Source organism: Streptomyces sp. NPDC050508 (assembly GCF_040655155.1).
Classification (GTDB): Bacteria; Actinomycetota; Actinomycetes; order Streptomycetales; family Streptomycetaceae; genus Streptomyces.
In genome coordinates, this window is record NZ_JBFAJJ010000035.1 from 19,234 (window position 1) to 41,466 (window position 22,233).

A 22,233-nucleotide genomic window follows, 5' to 3' on the forward strand; every position below is an offset into this window, starting at 1 on the left:
ACGCAGTAGTTCAGCCTCCACCACCCGTTGACCCATGCCGATGACTTCCGGAGCATCCGATGCCCAAGGTCGCACACCAGGACGCCACCGCTCTGTCCGTACAATCCGAACTCTCCGACGACGAACTGCGCACCCTCGACGCCCACTGGCGGGCCGCCAACTACCTTGCCGCGGGCCAGATCTACCTGATGGCGAACGCGCTGCTCACCGAGCCCCTGAAGCCGGAGCACATCAAGCCCCGGCTGCTGGGCCACTGGGGGACCTCGCCCGGCCTCAACCTCGTGTACACCCACCTCAACCGGGTGATCAAGGCGCGCGGTCTGGACGCACTGTGCGTGTGGGGGCCCGGACACGGCGGTCCCTCCGTGCTCGCCAACTCCTGGTTGGAAGGCAGCTACAGCGAGACCTACCCGGACGTGTCGCGCGACGGTGCGGGGATGGAGAGGCTCTTCAAGCAGTTCTCCTTCCCCGGCGGTGTGCCGAGCCATGTGGCGCCGGAGACCCCCGGTTCGATCCACGAGGGCGGTGAGCTCGGCTACTCGCTCGCCCACGCGTACGGCGCCGCCTTCGACAACCCTGACCTGCTGGTCGCCTGTGTGATCGGCGACGGGGAGGCGGAGACCGGGCCGCTGGCCGCCGCCTGGCACTCCAACAAGTTCCTCGACCCGGTCCACGACGGCGCCGTCCTGCCGATCCTGCACCTCAACGGCTACAAGATCGCCAACCCGACCGTGCTGTCCCGCCTCCCCGAGTCCGAACTCGACGAGCTGCTGCGCGGCTATGGCCACGAGCCGATCCACGTCACCGGCGACGACCCGGTCAAGGTGCACCGGGCGATGGCCGCCGCGTTCGACGACGCACTGGACCGCATCGCCGTGATGCAGCAGACCGCCCGCGAGGACGGCGTCACCGAACGCGTCCACTGGCCCATGATCGTGCTGCGTACGCCCAAGGGCTGGACCGGACCCGCCGAGGTCGACGGCGTCCCCGTCGAGGGCACCTGGCGCGCGCACCAGGTCCCGCTGTCCGAGGTGCGCGAAAACCCCGAGCACCTACGGCAGTTGGAGGCCTGGCTGCGGTCGTACCATCCGGAGAAGTTGTTCGGCGCCGACGGCCGGCCCGTCGCGGACGTCCTCGCCTGCGTACCCGAAGGCATCAAGCGGCTCGGCTCCAGCCCGTACGCGAACGGCGGTCTCCTCGTCCGCGATCTGCCGATCCCGTCCCTGGACCGATTCGCCGTCCCCGTCGACAAGCCGGGCACCACCCTGCACGAGCCGACCCGCATTCTCGGTGACCTCCTCGAAGAGGTCATGCACGACACCGCGGCGAGCCGCGACTTCCGCGTCGTGGGCCCCGACGAGACCGCCTCCAACCGCCTCCAGGCCGTCTTCAACGCCAGCGGCAAGGCCTGGCAGGCAGGGTTCCTGCCGGTCGACGAGCATCTGGACCGGCACGGCCGTGTGATGGAGATCCTCTCCGAACACACCTGCCAGGGCTGGCTGGAGGGCTACCTCCTCACCGGCAGGCACGGGCTGTTCTCCTGCTACGAGGCGTTCGTCCACATCGTCGACTCCATGGTCAACCAGCACATCAAGTGGCTCAAGACATCACGGGAGTTGGCGTGGCGGGCGCCGATCGCCTCCCTCAACTACCTGCTCACCTCGCACGTGTGGCGCCAGGACCACAACGGCTTCTCGCACCAGGACCCCGGCTTCGTCGACCACGTCCTCAACAAGAGCCCCGAGGTCGTCCGCGTCTACCTCCCGCCGGACGCCAACACCCTTCTCTCGGTGGCCGATCACGTCCTGCGCAGCCGCGACTACGTCAACGTGGTCGTCGCCGGCAAGCAGCCCTGCTTCGACTGGCTGTCCATGGACCAGGCCCGCGCCCACTGCGCGCGCGGCGCCGGGATCTGGGAGTGGGCCGGCACCGAGAACGGCGGCGAGCCCGACGTCGTGCTGGCCTGTGCCGGTGACGTTCCCACCCTGGAGGTGCTGGCCGCCGCGCAGCTGCTGCGCCGGCACCTGCCCGGTCTCGCCGTCCGGGTCGTCAACGTGGTCGACATGACGAGGCTGCTGCCGCGCGAGGAACACCCGCACGGGATGAGCGACTTCGAGTACGACGGCCTGTTCACCGCCGACAAGCCGGTCATCTTCGCCTACCACGGCTACCCGTGGCTCATCCACCGCCTCGCCTACCGCCGTGCCGGTCACGCCAACCTGCACGTACGCGGCTACAAGGAGTCCGGCACCACGACCACACCCTTCGACATGGTCGTACGCAACGACCTCGACCGCTACCGCCTCGTCATGGACGTCATCGACCGCGTCCCCGGCCTCGCGGTACGCGCCGCCGCCGTACGCCAGCAGATGGCCGACGCCCGTACTCGCCACCAGTCCTGGATCCGCGAACACGGCACCGACCTGCCCGAGGTCGCCGACTGGACCTGGAACGCCTGAAATCCGCGACCCGGTAAATCCCCTGCGACGCAAAGGAGTTCACCGTCATGACCGTACGCGTCGGCATCAACGGCTTCGGCCGGATAGGCCGCACCTATCTGCGCGTGGCACTCGACCGTGCCGAGGCGGGCACCCAGGACGTCGAGGTGGTCGCGATCAACGACATCACCTCGCCCGCCACCCTGGCCCACCTCCTGGAGTACGACTCCACGTTCGGCCGGATCGGACGGGAGGTCAGCCACGACGACAGCTCGATCACGGTCGACGGCAGGCGTATCGCCGTCAGCGCCGAGCGCGATCCGGCAGCCCTGCTCTGGTCCGACTACGGCGCCGGCATCGTCATCGAGTCCACGGGCCGCTTCCGGGACCGCGACTCGGCCGCCCTGCACCTGAAGGCGGGCGCGCACACCGTGCTGCTGTCCGCGCCCGGCAAGAACGCGGACGCCACCATCGTGATGGGCGTCAACGACACGACGTACGACCGCAGGCAGGACCGGATCGTGTCGGCCGCCTCCTGCACCACCAACTGTGTCGCTCCGATGGTCAAGGTGCTGAACGATGCCTTCGGTATCGAGCGCGGCATGATGACCACCATCCACGGTTACACGAACGACCAGTCCCTGCTGGACGGTCCGCACAAGGACCTGCGCCGGGCCCGGTCTGCGGCCCTGAGCATCATCCCGACCAGTACCGGTGCCGCGCGTGCTGTCGGCCTGGTGCTGCCGGAGCTGGCCGGCGCCCTGGACGGCATCGCGGTGCGGGTGCCCGTCGAGGACGGCTCGCTGACCGACCTCGCGGTGGTGCTGCGCCGCGAGGTGACGTCCGAGGAGATCAACGCGGTCTTCGACGAGGCCGCCGAGGGCCCGCTCAACGGCATCCTCCGCGTGTCGAAGGCCCCGATCGTCTCCCGTGACGTCATCGGCGACCCCGCGTCGTGCATCTTCGACCCGGCCCTGACCCAGGCGCACGGCACCCTGGCCAAGGTCTTCGGCTGGTACGACAACGAGTGGGGCTACACCAACCGTCTCCTCGACCTGACGGCGCTGGTCGCCGACGACTGAGCGCGACCGGGAGAGGCCCCGTGCGGTGGGCCTGTGCGGCGGGTTCCTGAGGGCCGAAAGGCCCATCGTCCGCCCCCAGGCAGCCCATGGGGCCTCTCTCCGTTCCGCGGGACGCTCGAAGTGCCTAAGAATCCTGGAGGGGATCCGCGATGACGCACGACACACTCGGTCGACCCGGTGTCCACGCCCTGCTCGCGGACGGCACCACCGTGTGCATCCGCCCCGTCGAGGCCGGCGACCACGACCAACTGCAGGGTCTCTACGAGGAGATGTCCCCGGAGAACCTGCGGCTCCGCTTCTTCGGAGTGAGCCGCCGGTCCGCCGAGACGGCGGCCGACCGGGCCTGCCGGGCGCACCCCGGATACCGGGCCCTGCTGGCCGAGTCCAAGGACCAGGTGATCGGACTCGCCGAGTACGACACCGGTGGCACCGGGACAGCGGCCGACATCTCCATCGCGGTCGCCGACGGACTGCACCACCGGGGTATCGGCACCCTTCTCGTCGAGCACCTGGTCTCCGCCGCGCGCGCCGAGGGCGTCACCACGTTCACGGCCGACGCGCTCAGCGAGAACCACGAGATCCTGCGGCTCTTCGCCGACCTCGGCCTGCGCACCGCCCGCCGCTTCGAGGGCCCCGAGATGCGCTGCACCATCGAACTCGACGAGGACGAGAACTACTTGTCGGCCACCGAGGCGCGGGGCCGTGCCGCCGACGTCGCCAGCCTCGAACCGCTGCTTCGCCCGGACGCGGTCGCCGTCGTCGGTGCCGGGCGCAAGGCCGGTTCCGTGGGCCGGGCGATCCTGCACCACCTGAAGGCGGGCGGCTTCACCCGCCGCCTCTTCGCGGTGAACCCCGCCGCGACCTCGATCCTCGGCGTGCCGAGCTACCCCTCGGTCGGCGCCCTGCCCAGGACGCCCGACCTCGTGGTCGTCGCCGTACCCGCCGCCGCTGTTCCGGCCACCGCCGAGGAGTGCGGCAAGGCGGGCGCACGCGCCCTCCTCGTCGTCACCGCGGGACTCGACCCGGCCCAGGCCAAGGCGCTGACGGAGGCCTGCCGGACGTACGGCATGCGGCTCGTCGGCCCCAACTGCCTCGGCGTCTCGAACACCGATCCGGAGCTGAACCTCGACGCGACCTTCGCCGCCGACCACCCCCGCCCCGGCACCGCGGGCATCGCCGTGCAGTCCGGTGGCGTCGGCATCGCCCTGCTGGACGGGCTGTCCCGGCTCGGCATCGGTGTCTCGACCTTCGCGTCCCTGGGCGACAAGTTCGACGTCAGCGGCAACGACATGCTCCAGTGGTGGGAGAGCGACGGCACCACCGACCTTGCCCTGCTGCACTTGGAGTCCTTCGGCAACCCGCGGGCGTTCTCCCGCACCGCGCGGCGCGTGACGCGCCGTATGCCCGTGCTGACCGTCGACGCGGGCCGCACCGACGCGGGCCGTCGTGCCGCCGCCTCGCACACCGCGGCAGCGGCCACCCGCACCATGACCCGCGGGGCGCTGTTCACGCAGGCCGGCATCACCGCGACCCGCTCCGTCGGTGAACTCCTGGAAGCAGCGGCGCTGTTGCACTCCCAGCCGCTGCCGGCCGGATCCCGCGTCGCGATCGTCACCAACGCCGGGGGAGCCGGGGTCCTCGCCGCCGACGCCTGCGCCGAGGCCGGGCTCAGCCTGCCGACGCCCACCCCCGAACTCGTCGACGACCTGCTCGCCGTACTGCCTGAGGGCGCTGCTATCGGCAACCCCGTCGACGCCACCGCGGCCGTGTCGGAGGAGCAGCTCAAGGACTGCGTGGACCGCATCATGCGGCACGCCGGCGTCGACGCCGTCCTCGTGGCCCTGGTCCCCACCGCGGTCGCCGAGGCGACCGGCGACGACCTCGTCAGGGCGTTGACCCAGGCAACGGGACACAGGCCCAAGCCGGTTGCCGTGATACGGCTCGAACAGGCCCTGCCCGTCGAGCTGTTGCCCACCACCGACCTGCGTACCGTCCCCGCCTACTCCGAACCCCAGGCGGCGGCACGGGCGTTGGCGCACGCCGCCCACCGCGCGGCCTGGCTCGCCCGGCCCGCCGGGACGATCCCCGACCTCGACGAAGTCGATACGGCACGCGCCCACGCCGTCGTCGAGGCCTACCTCGACGCCAACCCGGACGGCGGCTGGCTCGGCCCGCGCGAGTGCGCCGAACTCCTCGGCTGCTACGGCATTCCCCAGCTCGCCTGGGCCTGGGCCGACACCGAGGACGACGCCGTCCTCGCCGCCGACCGGATGCGCGGCGCCGACGGCCGGGTGGTCATGAAGGGCCACTGGCCGGGCCTGCTGCACAAGAGCGAACAGCACGCCGTCCACCTCGACCTGCGCGGCGACGCCCAAGTGCGCGCCGCCTTCCGGGACTTGGAGACCCGATTCGCCGGACTGCTGACCGGCGTGGTCGTACAGCCGCTCGCTGCGCGCGGCACCGAACTGTTCGCCGGCGTCGTCCAGGACCAGGTCTTCGGACCACTCGTCCTCTTCGGCCTCGGCGGCACCGCGACCGAGATCCTCGCCGACCACACCGCCAGGCTCGCCCCGCTCACCGACCACGACGTGCACGACCTGATCACGGCCCCGCGCTGCGCCCCGCTCCTGTTCGGCGCGCACGGCAGCCCGCCCGCCGACCTCGAAGGCCTCGAACAACTGCTGCTGCGGCTGTCCCGGATGGCGAGCGACCTGCCGCAACTGGCCGAGGCCGACTTCAACCCCGTACTCGCGGCACCGGGCGGAGTCTCCGTCCTCGACGCCCGCGTCCGCCTGCTGCCCAACCGGCCGCAGGACCCGTATCTGCGCCGACTTCGCTGAGGAGGGAACACCATGAAGCACAACAAGGTCGGCTCCGTGATGACCACGGAGGTCGTTCGCGCCACGTACGACACGCCGTTCAAAGAGGTGGCACGCCTGCTCGGCGAGCACCGCATCAGCGGCCTGCCCGTGGTCGACGAGGACGACCAGGTCGTCGGAGTCGTCTCCGAGACGGACCTGATGGCCCACCAGGCCGAGGCCCCCGACCCGTACGAGCCGAAGAAGCGGTTCCGGTTCGCCGGCCTCACGCGCACCGCCAGGCAGCGCGCCGTGAAGGCCACTGCCCGCACCGCCGGCCGGCTGATGACCGCGCCACCCGTCACCGTGCACGCCGACGACACCATCGTCGAGGCCGCCCGGACCATGGCGCAGCATCGCGTGGAACGGCTGCCCGTCCTCGACGAGGAGCAGCGGCTCGTCGGCATCGTCACCCGCCGCGATGTGCTCCAGGTCTTCCTGCGACCGGACGCGGAGATCCGCGACGAGATCGTCGCCGAGGTGCTGGTGCGTGCCCTGTGGCAGGCGCCGAGCACCATCGACGTCGCCGTGGTGGAGGGCGTCGTCACGCTCGCCGGTCGGATGGAGCGCAAGAGCGAGACGGAGATCGCCGTCTCCATGACCCGCCAGATCGACGGCGTCGTGGCAGTCGTCGACCAGCTCTCCTACCGGCGGGACGACTCGCACATCCAACCCGAGGAACAGACGTACCGCGGTGTCACCGACACCTGGGTGCGTCACCTGTGAAGTGAGAGGAGGCGGACCGCCATGCCCACCAGCGTGCTGGTCGCCTACGGGACGACGAACGGATCGACCGCGCGGATCGCCGAGGCCGTGGCCGAGGTCCTGCGCAAGGAAGGGCTCACCGCCGACCTGTTGCCTGCCAGGTCCGTCGTGGACGTGCGGCCGTACGGCGCCGTGGTGCTCGGCAGCGGGCTGTACATCAACCGCTGGCACCGCGACGCCCGCCGGTTCCTGCGCCGGCACGGCCGCCAACTGGCTGAGCGTCCGGTGTGGTTGTTCAGCAGTGGCCCGCTGGACGCCTCGGCCTCCGAGCGGGACATCCCGCCCGTGCGTGGCGTACGGCGTGCCATGGTCCGGCTCGACGCCAGGGGTCATGTCACCTTCGGCGGTTGTCTGGAGGAAGGGGCCAAGGGACGTATCGCCCAGTCGATCGTGCGCAACGGAAAGGGCGGAGACTTCCGCGACTTCGGCGCGATCGAGGAGTGGGCGGCGCGGATCGCGGACGAGTTGATGTCGGCGCGAGAGGAGGGCTGACCTGTTGCACCTTCCTCATGGAGGGCCCCGGCGCGGAACCGATGCGCCGGGGCTGTTCCGCGTCGTGGGCCGGTGCCAGCGGTTCACGGTCAACGGCACGGAATAGACGGTCACCCTCCTGCCGTCCTTGGGGGACAGGAAGTACGCGGTGAGCAGACCCGGGCGAGGCGCTCCCGCATCGACAGGCTGCCGCCTCCGGGGTCGTAGCGGCGGGGCTGGGGAGACCTTGTCGCCGTGCAGGAAGTACATCCCCGCACGGACTCGCGTCCCCGAAGTGCCGCCTCTGCCACCGGAGTTGCTGGTGGGGGGGCGCCGCCGTCTCCGGGGCCGTTGTCCTGCACGGAGCGGGAGCGTCCGCCCGGGGTTCCCGCACCGGTGGTCGTACCGCACGCGGTGAACGCGAGCAGAGGCAGCGTCAGCGCCGCGTTGAGCACAGTGGTGCGGCGGCGACGGCTGGTGGACGCGAGTGGTGATGCGCTGTTCATGGCACTCTCCGCCGACACTTCCAGCGAGCTCCTCCCGGTGGGCGGTCACCAGTGCCGCACGACCCGTCTCCAGGGCCGGAAGGCTCATGCGCGGGGCTCCGGTGGCGAGGACCCTGAAAGGGAACGGTCGACGAAGGGGGCACCATGTCTCTGGCCTACGAACAACACGGCCGCGCGGCCCTGCACCTGGCCCACGCCGCATCCCTCGCGCCCTCGCCGCACAACAGCCAGCCCTGGTTCTTCGCCGAGGAGGGCCACGACCACGGCTTCGAGATCCACGCGGACCGCGAGCGGCGCCTGGCACTGACCGATCCGGGCGGCCGGGAGGCGGTTATCGCCTGTGGGGCGGCGCTGTTCAACGCGCGGATCGCCGTGCGCAACCTCGGTTTCCGGCCCGCCGTCGACCTGCTGCCGGAGTCCGGGAACCCGGCATACCTGGCCCGTGTGGCCTTCGCGGCCCACGCCCCGGTGACCTACGACGAGGCGCTGATGGCGGGCTCGATGGCACACCGGCACACGCACCGCGGACCGTTCACGGCCGAGCCCGTCCCGGAGGAGCTGCTCGACGACCTGCGGGAACACGCACGGGCCGAGGGCGCCGTTTTTCAGGTCGTCGATGACTCGGACCAACTGGACCAGCTCGCGGATCTGGTGCGCACCGCGGAGGACGTGCACCGCGCCGACCGGGGGCACGCCGCCGAGATCGCGGGGTTCGTAGGGCCGGCCGGGGTACCGGCCGAGGGGTGCCTGTACCACCCGGACTGCGTACTGCTGGCCGGCCGTGACTACCTGGGCCTGGTCCGGCAGTTCGCGGTCCCGCCGCAGAGATGGGTGTCGCGCACCGGCACGGTCGTTGTGCTGGCCACCCCCTACGACACCCGCGCGGACTGGCTGCGCGCGGGGCAGGCGCTCCAGCGCGTGCTGCTGTACGCGGCGGCCCACGGGGTCCGGGCGGCCTTCCACACGCAGCCTCTCGAAGTGCCCGCGGTACGTGGGGAGTTCCGCACGCGCATCGCCTTCGGCCGGTTCCCGCAGCTGGTCCTGCGCCTCGGCCACACGAACCAGACGTGGGCCACGCCACGGCGCGGGCCCGCCGAGACGCTGCTCCGCAGTGACCTGCCGGTCAGGTGAGGACCATGACCCTCAGCAGGCGCGGAAATCCGGCCGGAGTGCGCTGGTGGCGGCTTCGGCCCAACCCGCTCAGGCGCCGCAGCTACCTCGTCGAGGCCTGGCTGCTGCTCGCGGCCTGGGTCCTCGCGGTCGTGGCGGCGGTCGGCGTGGGCGCATGGACGGCCCTCGCCGTCGAGCGGCACGTCGACGCTCTGCGGGCCGAGCGGCACCCGGTGCCGGCTGTGCTCGTCGAGGACGCCGTGCGCACCGTGGGCACGAGCGACGGCAGCGACAACTACCGGGCCACAGTGCGCTGGACCGCGGCGGACGGGACGAAGCGCACGGGCCTGGCCCACGTGGACTCCGACAGCAAGGCCGGGGCCACCACGCATGTATGGCTGGACGCCCAGGGTCGTCTCGTGCCCACCCCCGCCGGCCCGGCTCAGGCGCGACTTGAGGGTGTGGTGCTGGCGGTGTGGACCGCCGTGAGCGCCGGCGGGGCGGTGCTCCTCGTCGGCCGGGGGATGTCCTGGCGGCTGGAACGGCGGCGCCTGGACCAGTGGGACGCCGAGTGGGCGCGCGTCGGTCCGCAGTGGGGTCACAAGACCGGCTGACGAGCCTCTGCGTCAACGGTCAGCAGATGCGCGGGAGTTGCTCACCGAGCGGCATCTCCACGATGCGCCGGGCACCGACCAGGGTCCGCAGCGTCACTCGCTCCAGCGATCCCTCTCGCAGCACCTCGCCGATCCGCACGGCCTGCGCCCCCTCGGGCACCGACCGCATCGCGGCCAGCGCGTCCCCGGCCGCGTCGGCGTCGACGAAGGCGACCAGACAGCCCTCGTTGGCGACGACCAGCGGGTCCAGGCCGAGCAGGTCGCAGGCCGAGGCGACCGCCTCGGGCACGGGAACCGCGCTCTCCTCGATCTCGACGGCGGCGGAGGAGTCGCGGGCGATCTCGTTGAGCGCGGCGGCCAGTCCGCCCCGGGTCGGGTCGCGCAGCACGTGCACGGCGTCGCCGAGCGGTGCCAGGGCCCGTACCAGCCGGTGCAGGGGCCGGGAGTCGGAGGCGATGTCGCCCTCGAAGCCGAGGTTCTCGCGGGTGCTGAGCACGGTCGTGCCGTGCAGTCCGATCGGCCCGGAGAGCAGGACGGCGTCCCCGGGGCGGGCCGACGCGGCGGACGGGGCGAGGAGTTCGTGCCGCTGTCCGACGCCGGTGGTGTTGATGAACAGCCGGTCGGCCGCACCGCGCCCCACGACCTTGGTGTCCCCGGTGATGACGGGGACGCCGACGTCCTGGGCCGCTTTCCCCAACGACTCCATGACGGCCCGGAGTTCGGACAGTGGCAGCCCCTCCTCGATGATCAGGGAGACCGACAGGGCGAGCGGCCACGCGCCCCGCATCGCGAGGTCGTTGACCGTGCCGTGCACGGCGAGGGAACCGATGTCCCCGCCGGGGAAGAAGAGCGGGCTGACGACGAAGCTGTCCGTGCTCATCACCAGGCCGGGGTGCCCGGGCAGCAGCGCGGCGTCCTCCATGGGTCCCGTGCCGCCGCCGACTGCGGGCAGCACCAGTTGGTCGAGCAGCTCCTCGGTGAGCCGTCCGCCGGCGCCGTGGCCCAGCAGGACGACCTCGTCCTCGTGGGCGGGGGTGGGGCACTGGATGTTCATGCCGTGCTCCTCGTGGGCGTGCGTCCGGCCGCGTGGAAGGCGGCGCAGGTGCCCTCGGACGACACCATCGGGGCGCCGAGGGGATGACGGGGCGTGCAACGGGTGCCGTACGCGGCGCAGTCGGTGGGCAGCCGGGCCCCGGTGAGAATGGTCCCGGCGATGCACTCGGGGTCCTCGACCGGGCACAGCCCGCCCACGTCGAAGCGCAGGGCGGCGTCGAACTCCTGGTATTCCTTGGCGAGTTGGAGCCCACTGTCGGGGATTTCGCCGATACCGCGCCAGGCCCGGTCCGTCACCCGGAACACCTGGCGGACCGCGTCCTGCGCCGAGGTGTTGCCCGCCCGCTGCACGGCCCGCGCGTACTGGTTCTCCACCTTGCAGCGGCCCGACTCCAGCTGCCGTACGGCCATGAGGATGCCCTCCAGCAGGTCCAGCGGCTCGAACCCCGTGACCACGATGGGCACTTGGTACCGGGCGGCGATTGGCTCGTACTCCCGCCAGCCCATCACCGCGCACACGTGCCCGGCGGCCAGGAACGCCTGTACCTCGCAGTCGGGGTCGTCGAGCAGTGCGGTCATGGCCGGCGGCACGAGGACGTGACTGACCAGCATGGAGAAGTTGGCCAGCCCGAGGCGGGCCGCGTGCAGCACCGCCATCGCGTTGGCGGGCGCCGTCGTCTCGAAGCCGACGGCGAGGAACACGACCTCGCGGTCAGGGTGTTGGGCGGCCAGGCGTACGGCGTCCATCGGGGCGTAGACCACCCGTACGTCCGCGCCCCGCGCCCGCAGCGACAGCAGGTCGGTGTCCGTGCCGGGCACCCGCAGCATGTCGCCGAAGCTGGTGAAGAGCACGCCAGGGTGGGCGGCGACGGCCATGGCCCGGTCCAGGGTCTCCAGCGGGGTGACGCAGACCGGGCAGCCCGGACCGTGGATCATCCGCATCCCGGCGGGCAGCAGCTCGTCGATGCCCTGACGGACCAGGGTGTGGGTCTGGCCGCCGCACACCTCCATGATCCGCCAGGGCCTGGTGGCCGTCCGCCGCAGCTCGTCCAGCAGCCGCCGGGCGAGCACCGGATCCCGGTACTCGTCCAGGTACTTCATCGCTGAGTGAGGTCGAGCCGGATGTCGACGACCCCCTCCACGGCCCGCACCGCCCGGGCCACGACGGGCACGAGCGACCGGTCGGGCAGGAGACCGCCGAGCGTGACGACGCCCTCGGTGACACGCACCGTCAGGGCGGTGGTGACCGGGAGCCGGCCGAGCACGTGGTGCCGGATCTCCTCGGCGATGTCTTCGTCGCTCCGCAGGAACACCTTCAGCAGATCGCTGCGGCTGACCACACCTTGCAGGATGCCGACCGCGTCCACGACGGGCAGTCGCTTCACGCGCCGGCGCGCCATGATGCGGGCTGCCTCGGCGAGCGAGGCGTCGGCGTGCACGGTCACCGCCGGGCTGCTCATCAACTCGCCCGCGGACACCGCGACAGCCTTGGTCCGAGCCTCGGGGTCGCCCTCGTCGGTGTCCCGGAACTCCTCCTTGGCCAGCAGATCCGCCTCGGACACCACCCCGACGACCCGTCCCTCGCCCGCCAGCACCGGCACGGCGCTGATCTTCCACTGGTCGAGGAGCTCGACGATCTCCTTGAAGGGCGCCTCGCTTCCGATGGCGATGGCGGTGTGGGTCATCACATCGCTCACGGTGTACGGAGATTCAGACATCACAGCCTCCCGCGGTTATGTCCGAGGTACGGACGACGGTCAGGTCGAGGAAATGGGTGGAGCACGAGATGCACGGGTCGTGATTGCGGATCGCCCGCTCGCACAGGGCCGTCAACTCGTCGTCGTCCGGGTCGTGTTCGCCGATCGCGCGCTGGGCAAGACGGCGCAGGTCGTCCTCGATCGCGCCCTGGTTCTGCGCGGTGGGCGGCACCAGCAGCGCGCTCTTGACGATGCCGTCGGCGTCGATCTCGTAGCGGTGGTAGAGCAGCCCGCGCGGCGCCTCCGTGGCACCGTGTCCGATGCCCGCGACCGGCGGCACGTCCGTGTACGGGTGCGCGGGCGGCTCGTAGCCGTCGATGATGCGCAGCGCCTCGGCGACGGCGTACACCGTCTCCACCGCGCGCACCAGGATGGACCGGTACGGATTGCGGCACACCGCGCCCTTGCGCGGATCGCCGAGCCCCGCCTCGACGGCCGCCTCCAGCGCCACCGGCGACAGCAGTCGGCCGCTGATGGCGAACCTTGCGAGGGAGCCGGTGAGATGCAGGCGTCCGTCGAGCCGTGAGTGCAGGGCGGTGGAGTGGGCGACATGGGTCTCGACCACGTGCTCGGTGAAGTCCCGTACGGGGAAAGAGGAGTTGGTGCCGTCGGCCCGCAGTACGGTCGGGGTGCCGCCCTCGATGGCGTACGTGTCGGGTTCGGCCAGTGCGAGCAGGTCGGCCTCGACGCTCGCGTCCGGGAACTCGAAGCCCGCGACCCAGCGCACGGTGGCCCACGCGTCGTCGAGAGCGTGCTTCAACTCCTCGGTGAGCGAACGGAGTTCGGTGCGTGCCGGGGCCCGGTGGAAGCCGCCGAGGCGGACGTTGACCGGATGTATGGCCCGTCCGCCGAGCAGCTCCATCAGGGAGTTGCCGGCCTTCTTCAGGCGCAGCCCCCGCTCCACCTCGGCGCGGTGCGTGCGGGCCAGGTCGATCGCGCTGGGCCTGCCCAGGAAGTCCGGGGCGTGCAGGAGGTAGATGTGCAGGGCCTGGCTCTCGATCCACTCGCCGCAGTACAGCAGCCGGCGCAGATCACGGATCACCGGGTCGACCGTCACCCCGCAGGCGTCCTCGATCGCCGCGCACGCGCTCATCTGGTAGGCCACCGGGCAGATTCCGCAGACCCGGGCCGTGATGTCCGGCGGCTCGGTGTACGAACGGCCGCGCAGGAACGCCTCGAAGAAGCGCGGCGGCTCGTAGATCTCCAGCCGCGCGTCGGTGACCGTGCCGTCGTGCACATGCAGGCTCAGCGCGCCCTCGCCCTCGACCCGCGACAGCGAGCCGACGTGCAGCACACGGGATCCGCGGTGCGTCACTTTCCCAACTCCTTGTCGAAAGCAGGGGCGTTGAAGGTGTGCAGGAACCGGACCACGGCGTCCTCGTCGAGGCCGTCGCGGCGCAGCAGCGGGATCAGCGCGGGCAGGTTCACCGAGCCGGACGGGCCGAAGCAGCCGAAGCAGCCGCGGTGGTAGGCCGGGCACAGCGCCCCGCATCCGGCGTGCGTGACCGGGCCGAGGCAGGGGGTGCCGTGGGCGACGGTGACACAGACCGTGCCGCGCCGCTTGCACTCGAAGCACACGCTGTGGTCCGGGACGTCCGGCTTGCGGCCGGCCAGGAACGCGGTGATCACCTCGATCAGCTGCCGCCGGTCGACCGGACAGCCGCGCAGTTCGAAGTCGACGTCCACATGGGCCGACACGGGGGTGGAGGTCGCCAGCGTGGAGATGTACTCGGGGTGCGCGTAGACCGTGCGCCGGTACTCGTCCACGTCCGCGAAGTTGCGCAGCGCCTGGATGCCGCCGGCCGTCGCGCACGCGCCGATCGTCACCAGGTGGCGCGAGTCGGCCCGGATCGCGTGGATGCGCTCGGCGTCCTCGGGCGTGGTGACCGAGCCCTCGACGAGGGTCAGGTCGTAGGGGCCGGGGGTCATCGTGCTGGACGCCTCCGGGAAGTGCGCGATCTCCACCGCGCCCGTCAGCGCGAGGAGTTCGTCCTCGCAGTCCAGCAGGGTGAGCTGGCAGCCGTCGCAGGAGGCCAGCTTGAACACCGCGAGTGTGGGCGCCATCTCACAACTCCCTTACGGACAGCAGGGGTTCGGCCAGGTCCCAGCCCACGACCGGACCGGCCTGGCACACCAGCAGCGGACCGAGCTGGCAGTGCCCGCAATGTCCGGTCGCGCAGCGCATGTTGCGTTCCAGGGAGACCCGGACGCGGTCGCGGGGCACGCCGCGGTGGGCGAGTTCGCGCGCGGTGGCGCGGATCATCGGCTCGGGACCGCAGACGAACGCCGTCGTGTCGTCGGGGTCGAAGTGCGCCCGCCCCAGCAACTGGGTGACCACACCGACGTCCCCGCGCCACTCGGCGTCGGGCTGGTCGACCATCACGCCGGTGTAGGCGGTGGCCCAGCTCTCGATCTCCTTGCGGCCGATCAGATCGTCCGGAGTGCGGGCCCCGATCAGCACGTTGAGGCGGCGGTACGCCTCCGGCTCGGCCAGCGCGCTCAGGATCAGCGGCCGCAGCGGGGCGAGCCCGATGCCGCCCGCCACGACCAGCACGTCCCGGCCGCGCGCCCGCTCCAGTCCCCAACTCGTGCCGTACGGGCCGCGGATGCCGACGACGTCACCGACCCGGGCGGCGCACAGCCCGTCGGAGACCGCGCCCACCGAACGGATCGTGTGCGCGAGTCCTCCGGTGGCCTGGACGGAACTCACCGAGACGGGAATCTCGCCCCGCCCGAAGCAGTGCACCATCGCGAACTGCCCCGGCACGAAGTCGGGCAGCGCGGCGTCCACCGGTTCGAGTCGCAGCGTCACCGTGTCGCCGGTCTCCTGCCTGCGAGCGACCACGCGATGGGGGACCGGTACGGCGGTCATCGCGGTTCCTTCGTCTCGTACGTCCCGTACAGGTCGATCAGCCGGGCGCGGGCCGCGTTGAGCCGGTGGGCCAGCACGCGGCCGACCCAGTGCTCGATGGCCTGCCCGAAGGCGGGGTCGTCCAGGCACATCAGCCGGACGGAGACCGCGTCGAACTCGTAGGCCCGCAGTTGGGTCACCGACGCGGCGCCCAACTGCCAGACGTACGGCTCGTACAGCCACGACCAGCCGACGAGATCTCCGATGCCGAGCGTCTCGACGACCGGGGGCCGGCGGCCGGGCACGTGCATGTCGAGGGCGGCGGTGCCGTCCCGGATGATCCAGAACCGGTCGGCGTTCCCGCTCTCCTCGAACAGCCGGGTTCCCGGCGGGAATTGGACCTCGCGACCGATGTGCAGCAGTCGGTCACGGTGGTTGTGGGGCAGCGCGTGGTTCATGCGGAGAGCCATCGAGGGAGGCATCAGTCCGTCTCCGTTCCGTGTTCGGCATCCAGGGCAGCGACTTCCTTCGTGATGTCGATACCGGCCGGGCACCAGGCGATACAGCGCCCGCAGCCCACACATCCGGAGGTGTCGAACTGGTCGTGCCAGGTGGAGAGTTTGTGGGTGAGCCACTGCCGGTAGCGGCTGCGGGGCGAGGAGCGGACCGACCCGCCGTGCAGATAGGAGAAGTCCAGGTCGAAGCAGGAGTCCCAGCGCTGCCAGCGCTCGGTGTGGTCACCGGTCAGGTCGGTGACCTCCTCCGTGGTGGTGCAGAAGCAGGTGGGGCAGACCATCGTGCAGTTGCCGCAGGTCAGACAGCGCTCGGCGACGTCGTTCCAGCGCTCGGCGTCCAGGCTCCCGCCCATCAGTGCCCGCAGGTCCACCGGCGGCATGGAGCGGCCCATACGGTCACGTGCCGCGTCCACCGATTCGCGGGCGATGGTCTCCGTACCCAAGTCGGCTGCGAGGTGCGGGACTTGCTCGATCAGCCGGGCCCCCTCCTCGCTGCCGACGCGCACCAGGAACCGGTGACCGTCCTCGTCGACCACCTCGGTCAGCGCGAGGTCATAGCCGGGATCGGCCGCCGGCCCGCCGCCCATGGACACGCAGAAGCAGGTCGCGCCCGGCTCGGTGCACTCGGCGGCGATCAGCAGTGCGCGCCGCCGGCGCTTCCCGTACCCGGTGTCCTCGTGCTGTCCGCCGGTCAGGACCCGGTCCTGGATCTTGATGGCCCGCAGATCACAGGGCCGGACCCCGAGGAACGCGTACGGCGGCGGCTCGGCCTCCTGCTCGGTGAAGACCACGCGGCCCTCCGGCGTCCGGTCGGCGCTCCACAGCCGCTCACGCGCGGGGTGCAGATACGACTTCCAGGACTGCGGGCCCGCGCTGTGCGCGAAGGCGGCCCCGTCCTCGCGGGCGACCAACCGGTAGTGTCCGGCGTCCAGTTCGACGCCCCAGCCGTACGGCAGTGCGTCCGCCGAGGTCAGCTCCGACAGCACGATCGCGCCGTCGCGGACGGTCGGTCCGACGACGGTGCGACCCTGTGCCACCAGAGCCGCGACCAGGGCGTCCAGACCGTGCCGGTCGAGTACGGCGGCCGGGGCTGTGGTGGCGGTCATGTCGTTCCTTCCGGTCCAGGGATTCGTCCGAGGTGGCTCCGTGTTCCTCCACCATCAGGTTCGGCCTCGGCCGGGTCTGCGGGCAGGGGCCGACCGGCCTCACCCGACCGGGCTGACCGGCCCCTGAACCGTCAGGGAAGTGGCTCGCCCAGCTCGCCCTCGACCGCGCCCGCCATCGCCCGCAGCACGTCGAGCGTGCGCTGCGCCTCCGCCTCGTCGACCAGGGTGATCGCGAAGCCGACGTGCACGATGACGTACGACCCCACGTCCGCCTCGGGCGTGCAGCTGAGGCAGACCTCGCGCCGAATGCCGCCGAAGTCGACCGTGGACATGAGCAGTCCGGCGTCGTCGTGGATCTCCAGGATCCGTCCCGGTATGCCGAGGCACATGCGCGTTCACCTCTCCCCGGCCAGGCGTGCGGCCGCGACCGCCGCCTGGCCGTAACTGATTCCGCCGTCCCCGACGGGGACTTGGCCGCCGACCAGCACCCGTAGTCCCTGCGCGTGCAGCCGGCGTTTCACCTCGGTCAGCAGCCGCCGGTTGACGAAGCAGCCGCCGCCCAGACACACCGTGCGGGGCGCGCCCTCGGCCACGGCTCGTGCGACCAGGTCCGCGGTGACCAGCCCGAGCGTCACGTGGAAGGCGGCGGCCAGCCGGTTCACGGGCTCCCTGTCGGCCTGCCGTTCCAGGAGGTCGGTGAGGGTGGGCGTGGGGTCGTACACCCACAGGCCCTGCGCCCGTACGACGCGGTGGGCGAGCGGTACGGCGTGTTCGTCGCCCGCCGCCGCTTCGAGCAGGACGGCCGCCTCGCCCTCGTAACTCACCCGGTCGGCGAGGCCGAGCAGGGCGGCGACCGTGTCGAAGAGCCGTCCGGCGCTGGAGGCCTGCGGGCAGTTGACGTTCCGGGCGACCATGGCGCGCACGATGTCGACTTCCGCCGGATCGAGCCGGTCCGTGAAGGACCGGGTCAGCCACGGGTAGGGGAGTGGGGAGCCCAGGGTCTCGGCGCCGAGCAGCCGGCCGAGGGCCGTACGGGAGGGATGGCGTACCGCCGCGTCGCCGCCGGGCAGGGGCGCGGTCGCGAACCTGCCCACGCGGCGGTAGCCGCTCAGGTTGGCGACGAGGATCTCGCCGCCCCACAACGTGCCGTCGTCGCCCAGCCCGAGGCCGTCGTAGGCGACCCCGAGGAACGGGCCCCGCACTTCGTGCTCGGCCGCGCAGGCGGCCACGTGCGCGTGATGGTGCTGCACCGGGACGCGGCGCAGTCCCTGCGCCTCGGCCCACCGCGTGGACAGATAGCCGGGATGCAGATCGTGGGCGAGGGCCACCGGGTCGATGCCGGTGAGCCGCTTCAACCTGTCGTACGACGTCAGGAACGCGTCGTGGGTCGCCACGTCCGCCAAGTCGCCCGTGTGCGGCCCGAGATGGGCCCGGCCGTCGGCGGCGAGCGTGAACGTGTGCTTCAGCTGGGCGCCGGCCCCGGCGACGGGTTCGCGCACGCGCAGCGGCAGGGGGGCCGGGGCCAGGCCGCGCGCCCGGCGGACCGTGATTCTGGTGCGGCCGGTGCACTGCACCACGGAGTCGTCGTAGCGGGAGCGGATCGGCCGGTCGTGGGTGAGGAAGCCGTCCGCGACGTCCGACAGGACGCGCAGGGCCTCCTCGTCCTCGATGGTGATGGGCTCGCCGCCGAGGTTGCCGCTGGTGACTACGAGTGGACGGTTCAGTTCGTCGAGGAGGAGGTGGTGCAGGCCGGTGGTGGGCAGGAACAGGCCGATGCGGTGCAGGCCGGGATGCACCTCGGGCGCGAGCGGGGCCGTGCCGTGCCACGGCATCCGGGCGAGGAGCACCACGGGACGCTCAGGGGATGTCAGAACTCCGCGCTCGGTGGCGCCGATGCGGGCCAGTCGGACCGCCGTGCCGAGGTCGCGGACCATCACAGCAAGGGGCTTCGTCGGGCGGCGCTTGCGGCGCCGCAGCTCGGCCACGGCCACCGGATCGCCCGCGTCGCACACCAGTTGGTAGCCGCCGAGTCCCTTCAGCGCGATGATCCCGCCCCCGGCGACGGTCTTGACCGCCGACCGCAGCGCCGCCTCGCCGCGCAGTTCCTCCCAGGCCAGCTCCGGTCCGCAGACGGGACAGGCGATGGGCTCGGCGTGGAAGCGCCGGTCGGTCGGGTCGGCGTACTCGGCCGCGCAGTCCGGGCACAGCGGGAAGCGGTTCATGGTCGTGCGGATTCGGTCGTAGGGCAGGTCCTCGATGATGGTGGCCCGTGGCCCGCAGTCCGTGCAGTTGATGAACGGGTAGCGGTGGCGCCGGTCGCGGGGATCGCGCAGTTCGCGCAGACAGGCCTCGCAGATGCCCGCGTCGGGCGGGACCTCGCGGGTCGTGTCGTCCGGGTGCGCGGGCGCGCTGTGCCGGACGTGGAATCCCGGGCGATACGCCGACTGCCGTGCGCCGTCGGCCAGTTGGACCCGGCGTACGCGGGCCAGGACAGGTGCGTCGGTGCGCAGCCGGGTGGCGAACTCGTCGATCGCGTGGGGTGGTCCGGCGACCTCGCCCTCCACATGACCGTTGACGTTGGCCACCCAGCCGTCGAGGCCGAGCCGGGCCGCCGTGCGGTACACGAAGGGACGGAAGCCGACACCCTGGACCGTGCCGTACACCTGGAACCGCCGCATCATCACGATCGCCCCCCGGCCAACTCGTCCTGATGCCGGGCGAGTTCGTCCTCGACGGCCGTCACGAGCGGGTCCACGGCGGCGGCGACTGCGGGGGAGAGACCGGTGCCGAACGAACCGTCGGCGCCCTCCACGGCGTACACGACGAGGCGGTCCGGGAGGAGTCCGAGGACCCGGGCCAGTTCGACGGCCTCGCCCAGGCCCAGTCCGTGCGAACTGGTGGTCCGCGGCCCGTCGAGGCGCTGGGCGTCGAGTGCGAGCCGGTGGACGCGGCCGGGGGTGCCCGGGTGCGCGTGGGCCGCGTCGACGACCACGGCGAGCGCGGCGCTCTCCCACAGTGCGATCAGCCGGCCGGGATCACCGTCGCAGGTCGCCCACACGGTGTCCGAGGGGTGCGGCCCGGCCTCGGCCCGCTTCCGGAGCTGTTCGACCACGGCCCAGCCCACACCGTCGTCGCGCCGGAACTCGTTCCCGACGCCGATGACGGCGATGCGCGTATGCGTCCGCATGTCTCTGACCTCCCCGGTCTATGACGGCACGACGGCGACCGGGCATCGCGCGTGCTCCAGGAGGGCCAGGGCGGTGGTGCCGGGGGCGGTGTGCCGGCCGACCACCACCAGCCCGGACGTCTCGGAGGCGTGTGCCAGGGATCCGGCAGGGGGAAACAGCAGCACGTCCGCCCGGACCTCGACGTCCGGGTACTTCCCGCGCCACGGCCGCAGCGCGTCGGACAGCAGGTCCTCCTCGTGGTCCTCCAGGGCGGCGCGGTCCTTCTCCGGCAGCGGGAAGGGCGACTCGGCGGCGCTCGCCGGCAGTGCCCAGGCATGCACCGCGTGCAGCCGGACGCGGTGCAGGCGGGCCGCCTCGAAGGCGAAGCCGAGCGCGCCGCCGGACGGGTCCCGCGCGTCGACCCCCACGGTCACGGCGTCGGTGTGACCCGGCACATCGAGCCCCGCGAGGGTTCCGGGTACGAGCACCAGCGGCCCGGCGCACCCGGTGGCCAGGGCCGCCGCGGTCGAGCCCAGGGGCATCCTGGCGTGCTGACCCTCGCCGCGCAGACCGAGCACGACCAGCTCCGCGTGCGCGCTTGCCGCCCGCAGCTCGGGGACGGGCGCCCCGGCGAGGCTCACTGCCCGGACCGTCAACGACGGGTGGCGGGCGGTGAGTTCGGCGACCACGTGGTCCGCCACGGTGTCCGGGCGGTAGGGCCACTGCTCCACCGGGTCCAGGTTCTCCGGCGGTGCCACATGCACCACCCGCAGCGGCAGCCCGCGCCGCAGCGCCTCGCGCGCGGCCCAGTCCGCGGCGACACGGCTGCGTGCCGACCGGTCGACTCCGGCGATGATCACTCGTTCCATGGTGTGCCGCCCTCCAGGTCCGTGGCCCCTCCACCATGACGGTCCGGGGCGATCGCGCGCTGGGGCCGAACGGACCTGGGCCGGAGACCTGGCGGCCCATTCCTGATGGCGAGCCGCGGGGCGAGGCTGGAGGGGAGGAGCAGACCGAGCGCAGGAGGTGCGGATCATGCTGCCGCCCGTCATCGCCGGAGTCGACGGTTCCGCCGAGAGTCTCGCCGCCGCCGGCTGGGCGGCCCGCGAAGCAGCGCGCCGCGACCGGCCGTTGCGGCTCGTACACGCCTGGAACTGGCATCCGCGCCAGGAGGACGGCGAGCCCGTCACGGCCGCCCAGCGGCATCAGGCGCGCCGCGTCCTGCGGCAGGCGAAGGAGAGGTGCCGTGCCGTCGCCCCGGGCGTCCGCCCGTACGACGAGCAGGTGGAGGGTCCCGCGACCGCCGCCCTGCTGAAGGCAGCCGAAGACGCTGAACTGCTGGTGCTGGGTTCGCGCGGCCTGAGCGGGTTCACCGGGTTCCTGGTGGGCTCGGTCGCCCAGGGCGTGGTGGCCCGTGCCACCCGCCCCGTGGTCCTCGTCCGGGCGGACGAGGAAGCCGCCGACGAGCACCTTCCGGCGCACGGCGGCCGCCCCTCCGTCCTGACCGGCTACCGGGACGTGGTCCTGGGCGTCGGCCTGGGCGAACCCTGCGACGCGGTGATCGAGTTCGCCTTCGAGGCGGCCCGGCTGCGCGGCGCACGGCTCCGCGTGGTCCATGCCTGGCGGCAACCCTCCCCGCTGGGGCTCGGCCCCGGCGAGATCGGCCTGATGGGCGGACCACAGCGAGCCGAGGAATGGCACGGCTTCCTGTCCGCCGTACTTCAGGTGTGGCGCGACAAGTACCCCGGCGTCGAGGTCGCCGAGACGGTCGCGGAGGGCCGTGCGCAGTCCGCGCTGCTCCGGGCCGCGTCAGGGGCGGGCCTCCTCGTGGTCGGCCGGCACCTCACCGACCGTCCGGCGGGCCCGCGCATCGGACCCGTCACGCACGCCGCCATCCATCACGTCGGCTGCCCCGTGGCCGTCGTACCCCACGAGTGAGA

At 72.1% G+C, this 22,233-nt stretch carries 20 protein-coding genes; 8 read left to right on the forward strand and 12 right to left on the reverse strand.

What is annotated here, in order from left to right; genetic code table 11:
* Window positions 1-59: 59 nt before the first annotated feature.
* The 7 genes from AB0I69_RS47405 (at window position 60) to AB0I69_RS47435 (ending at window position 9,844) form a co-directional block, all read left to right on the forward strand.
* The gene (locus tag AB0I69_RS47405; protein WP_363102064.1) at window positions 60-2,459 is read left to right on the forward strand and encodes a phosphoketolase family protein; all 2,400 of its coding nucleotides are present in this window, start codon (window positions 60-62) and stop codon (window positions 2,457-2,459) included.
* A gap of 47 nt (window positions 2,460-2,506) precedes the next feature.
* Window positions 2,507-3,520 carry a type I glyceraldehyde-3-phosphate dehydrogenase gene (gene gap / locus AB0I69_RS47410; protein ID WP_363102065.1) on the forward strand — a complete coding sequence of 338 codons (1,014 nt, stop codon included), beginning with the start codon at window positions 2,507-2,509 and terminating at the stop codon, window positions 3,518-3,520.
* Between the two features lie 149 nt (window positions 3,521-3,669).
* The gene (locus AB0I69_RS47415; RefSeq protein WP_363102066.1) at window positions 3,670-6,360 is read left to right on the forward strand and encodes a GNAT family N-acetyltransferase; all 2,691 of its coding nucleotides are present in this window, start codon (window positions 3,670-3,672) and stop codon (window positions 6,358-6,360) included.
* A gap of 12 nt (window positions 6,361-6,372) precedes the next feature.
* A complete protein-coding gene (locus AB0I69_RS47420; RefSeq protein ID WP_363102067.1) occupies window positions 6,373-7,104 on the forward strand; it encodes a CBS domain-containing protein in 732 nt (243 codons plus the stop codon).
* 21 nt (window positions 7,105-7,125) lie between these two features.
* Window positions 7,126-7,635, forward strand: a complete 510-nt coding sequence (locus tag AB0I69_RS47425) for a flavodoxin domain-containing protein (protein WP_363102068.1) — start codon at window positions 7,126-7,128, stop codon at window positions 7,633-7,635.
* Between the two features lie 629 nt (window positions 7,636-8,264).
* Window positions 8,265-9,251: a nitroreductase family protein gene (locus AB0I69_RS47430; RefSeq protein ID WP_363102069.1), complete on the forward strand. Its 987-nt coding sequence runs from the start codon at window positions 8,265-8,267 to the stop codon at window positions 9,249-9,251.
* A gap of 5 nt (window positions 9,252-9,256) precedes the next feature.
* On the forward strand, window positions 9,257-9,844 hold the full coding sequence (locus AB0I69_RS47435; protein WP_363102070.1) for a hypothetical protein: 588 nt from the start codon (window positions 9,257-9,259) through the stop codon (window positions 9,842-9,844).
* A gap of 19 nt (window positions 9,845-9,863) precedes the next feature.
* Here the strand turns inward: AB0I69_RS47435 and hypE are convergent, their stop codons facing one another.
* The 12 genes from hypE to AB0I69_RS47495 all read right to left on the reverse strand — a co-directional run bounded on the left by hypE (window position 9,864) and on the right by AB0I69_RS47495 (window position 21,162).
* On the reverse strand, window positions 9,864-10,898 hold the full coding sequence (hypE, locus tag AB0I69_RS47440; RefSeq protein ID WP_363102071.1) for a hydrogenase expression/formation protein HypE: 1,035 nt from the start codon (window positions 10,896-10,898) through the stop codon (window positions 9,864-9,866).
* On the reverse strand, window positions 10,895-11,998 hold the full coding sequence (hypD, locus tag AB0I69_RS47445; protein WP_363102072.1) for a hydrogenase formation protein HypD: 1,104 nt from the start codon (window positions 11,996-11,998) through the stop codon (window positions 10,895-10,897). Before hypD ends, hypE begins: the two co-directional genes overlap by 4 nt.
* Window positions 11,995-12,615, reverse strand: coding sequence for a CBS domain-containing protein (locus AB0I69_RS47450; RefSeq protein ID WP_363102073.1), 621 nt, complete (start codon window positions 12,613-12,615; stop codon window positions 11,995-11,997). The genes hypD and AB0I69_RS47450 overlap by 4 nt, the downstream gene beginning before the upstream one ends.
* Entirely contained in the window at window positions 12,608-13,969 is a 1,362-nt protein-coding gene (locus AB0I69_RS47455) for a Ni/Fe hydrogenase subunit alpha (protein ID WP_363102074.1), read from the reverse strand. The genes AB0I69_RS47450 and AB0I69_RS47455 overlap by 8 nt, the downstream gene beginning before the upstream one ends.
* A complete protein-coding gene (locus AB0I69_RS47460; RefSeq protein ID WP_363102075.1) occupies window positions 13,966-14,718 on the reverse strand; it encodes an oxidoreductase in 753 nt (250 codons plus the stop codon). Before AB0I69_RS47460 ends, AB0I69_RS47455 begins: the two co-directional genes overlap by 4 nt.
* A gap of 1 nt (window position 14,719) precedes the next feature.
* A complete protein-coding gene (locus AB0I69_RS47465) occupies window positions 14,720-15,526 on the reverse strand; it encodes an FAD/NAD(P)-binding protein (RefSeq protein ID WP_363102076.1) in 807 nt (268 codons plus the stop codon).
* Window positions 15,523-15,987 (reverse strand): cyclic nucleotide-binding domain-containing protein, encoded by a 465-nt coding sequence (locus tag AB0I69_RS47470; protein WP_363102077.1) that lies wholly within the window; start codon window positions 15,985-15,987, stop codon window positions 15,523-15,525. Before AB0I69_RS47470 ends, AB0I69_RS47465 begins: the two co-directional genes overlap by 4 nt.
* Window positions 15,987-17,126 carry a 4Fe-4S dicluster domain-containing protein gene (locus AB0I69_RS47475; RefSeq protein WP_363102078.1) on the reverse strand — a complete coding sequence of 380 codons (1,140 nt, stop codon included), beginning with the start codon at window positions 17,124-17,126 and terminating at the stop codon, window positions 15,987-15,989. The genes AB0I69_RS47470 and AB0I69_RS47475 overlap by 1 nt, the downstream gene beginning before the upstream one ends.
* A 131-nt stretch (window positions 17,127-17,257) precedes the next feature.
* A complete protein-coding gene (locus AB0I69_RS47480) occupies window positions 17,258-17,515 on the reverse strand; it encodes a HypC/HybG/HupF family hydrogenase formation chaperone (RefSeq protein ID WP_363102079.1) in 258 nt (85 codons plus the stop codon).
* Between the two features lie 6 nt (window positions 17,516-17,521).
* Window positions 17,522-19,810, reverse strand: a complete 2,289-nt coding sequence (gene hypF, locus AB0I69_RS47485; RefSeq protein WP_363102080.1) for a carbamoyltransferase HypF — start codon at window positions 19,808-19,810, stop codon at window positions 17,522-17,524.
* Entirely contained in the window at window positions 19,807-20,313 is a 507-nt protein-coding gene (locus tag AB0I69_RS47490; RefSeq protein ID WP_363102081.1) for a hydrogenase maturation protease, read from the reverse strand. The genes hypF and AB0I69_RS47490 overlap by 4 nt, the downstream gene beginning before the upstream one ends.
* Before the next feature lie 18 nt (window positions 20,314-20,331).
* On the reverse strand, window positions 20,332-21,162 hold the full coding sequence (locus AB0I69_RS47495; RefSeq protein ID WP_363102082.1) for a universal stress protein: 831 nt from the start codon (window positions 21,160-21,162) through the stop codon (window positions 20,332-20,334).
* A gap of 166 nt (window positions 21,163-21,328) precedes the next feature.
* Between AB0I69_RS47495 and AB0I69_RS47500 the strand changes: the two genes are divergently transcribed.
* A complete protein-coding gene (locus AB0I69_RS47500; RefSeq protein WP_363102083.1) occupies window positions 21,329-22,231 on the forward strand; it encodes a universal stress protein in 903 nt (300 codons plus the stop codon).
* The last annotated feature ends 2 nt before the right edge of the window (window positions 22,232-22,233 follow it).

What these genes read in the sequence shown, in the direction of transcription:
- AB0I69_RS47430 (WP_363102069.1), top strand. Translation starts at nt 8,265, where the DNA reads ATGTCTCTGGCCTACGAACAACACGGCCGCGCGGCCCTGCACCTGGCC.
- AB0I69_RS47460 (WP_363102075.1), bottom strand. Translation starts at nt 14,718, where the DNA reads ATGGCGCCCACACTCGCGGTGTTCAAGCTGGCCTCCTGCGACGGCTGC.
- AB0I69_RS47465 (WP_363102076.1), bottom strand. Translation starts at nt 15,526, where the DNA reads ATGACCGCCGTACCGGTCCCCCATCGCGTGGTCGCTCGCAGGCAGGAG.
- AB0I69_RS47450 (WP_363102073.1), bottom strand. Translation starts at nt 12,615, where the DNA reads ATGTCTGAATCTCCGTACACCGTGAGCGATGTGATGACCCACACCGCC.
- AB0I69_RS47470 (WP_363102077.1), bottom strand. Translation starts at nt 15,987, where the DNA reads ATGCCTCCCTCGATGGCTCTCCGCATGAACCACGCGCTGCCCCACAAC.
- AB0I69_RS47420 (WP_363102067.1), top strand. Translation starts at nt 6,373, where the DNA reads ATGAAGCACAACAAGGTCGGCTCCGTGATGACCACGGAGGTCGTTCGC.
- AB0I69_RS47500 (WP_363102083.1), top strand. Translation starts at nt 21,329, where the DNA reads ATGCTGCCGCCCGTCATCGCCGGAGTCGACGGTTCCGCCGAGAGTCTC.
- AB0I69_RS47475 (WP_363102078.1), bottom strand. Translation starts at nt 17,126, where the DNA reads ATGACCGCCACCACAGCCCCGGCCGCCGTACTCGACCGGCACGGTCTG.
- AB0I69_RS47490 (WP_363102081.1), bottom strand. Translation starts at nt 20,313, where the DNA reads ATGCGGACGCATACGCGCATCGCCGTCATCGGCGTCGGGAACGAGTTC.
- AB0I69_RS47435 (WP_363102070.1), top strand. Translation starts at nt 9,257, where the DNA reads ATGACCCTCAGCAGGCGCGGAAATCCGGCCGGAGTGCGCTGGTGGCGG.
- AB0I69_RS47495 (WP_363102082.1), bottom strand. Translation starts at nt 21,162, where the DNA reads ATGGAACGAGTGATCATCGCCGGAGTCGACCGGTCGGCACGCAGCCGT.
- hypD (WP_363102072.1), bottom strand. Translation starts at nt 11,998, where the DNA reads ATGAAGTACCTGGACGAGTACCGGGATCCGGTGCTCGCCCGGCGGCTG.
- AB0I69_RS47425 (WP_363102068.1), top strand. Translation starts at nt 7,126, where the DNA reads ATGCCCACCAGCGTGCTGGTCGCCTACGGGACGACGAACGGATCGACC.
- AB0I69_RS47415 (WP_363102066.1), top strand. Translation starts at nt 3,670, where the DNA reads ATGACGCACGACACACTCGGTCGACCCGGTGTCCACGCCCTGCTCGCG.
- hypE (WP_363102071.1), bottom strand. Translation starts at nt 10,898, where the DNA reads ATGAACATCCAGTGCCCCACCCCCGCCCACGAGGACGAGGTCGTCCTG.
- AB0I69_RS47405 (WP_363102064.1), top strand. Translation starts at nt 60, where the DNA reads ATGCCCAAGGTCGCACACCAGGACGCCACCGCTCTGTCCGTACAATCC.
- gap (WP_363102065.1), top strand. Translation starts at nt 2,507, where the DNA reads ATGACCGTACGCGTCGGCATCAACGGCTTCGGCCGGATAGGCCGCACC.
- AB0I69_RS47480 (WP_363102079.1), bottom strand. Translation starts at nt 17,515, where the DNA reads ATGTGCCTCGGCATACCGGGACGGATCCTGGAGATCCACGACGACGCC.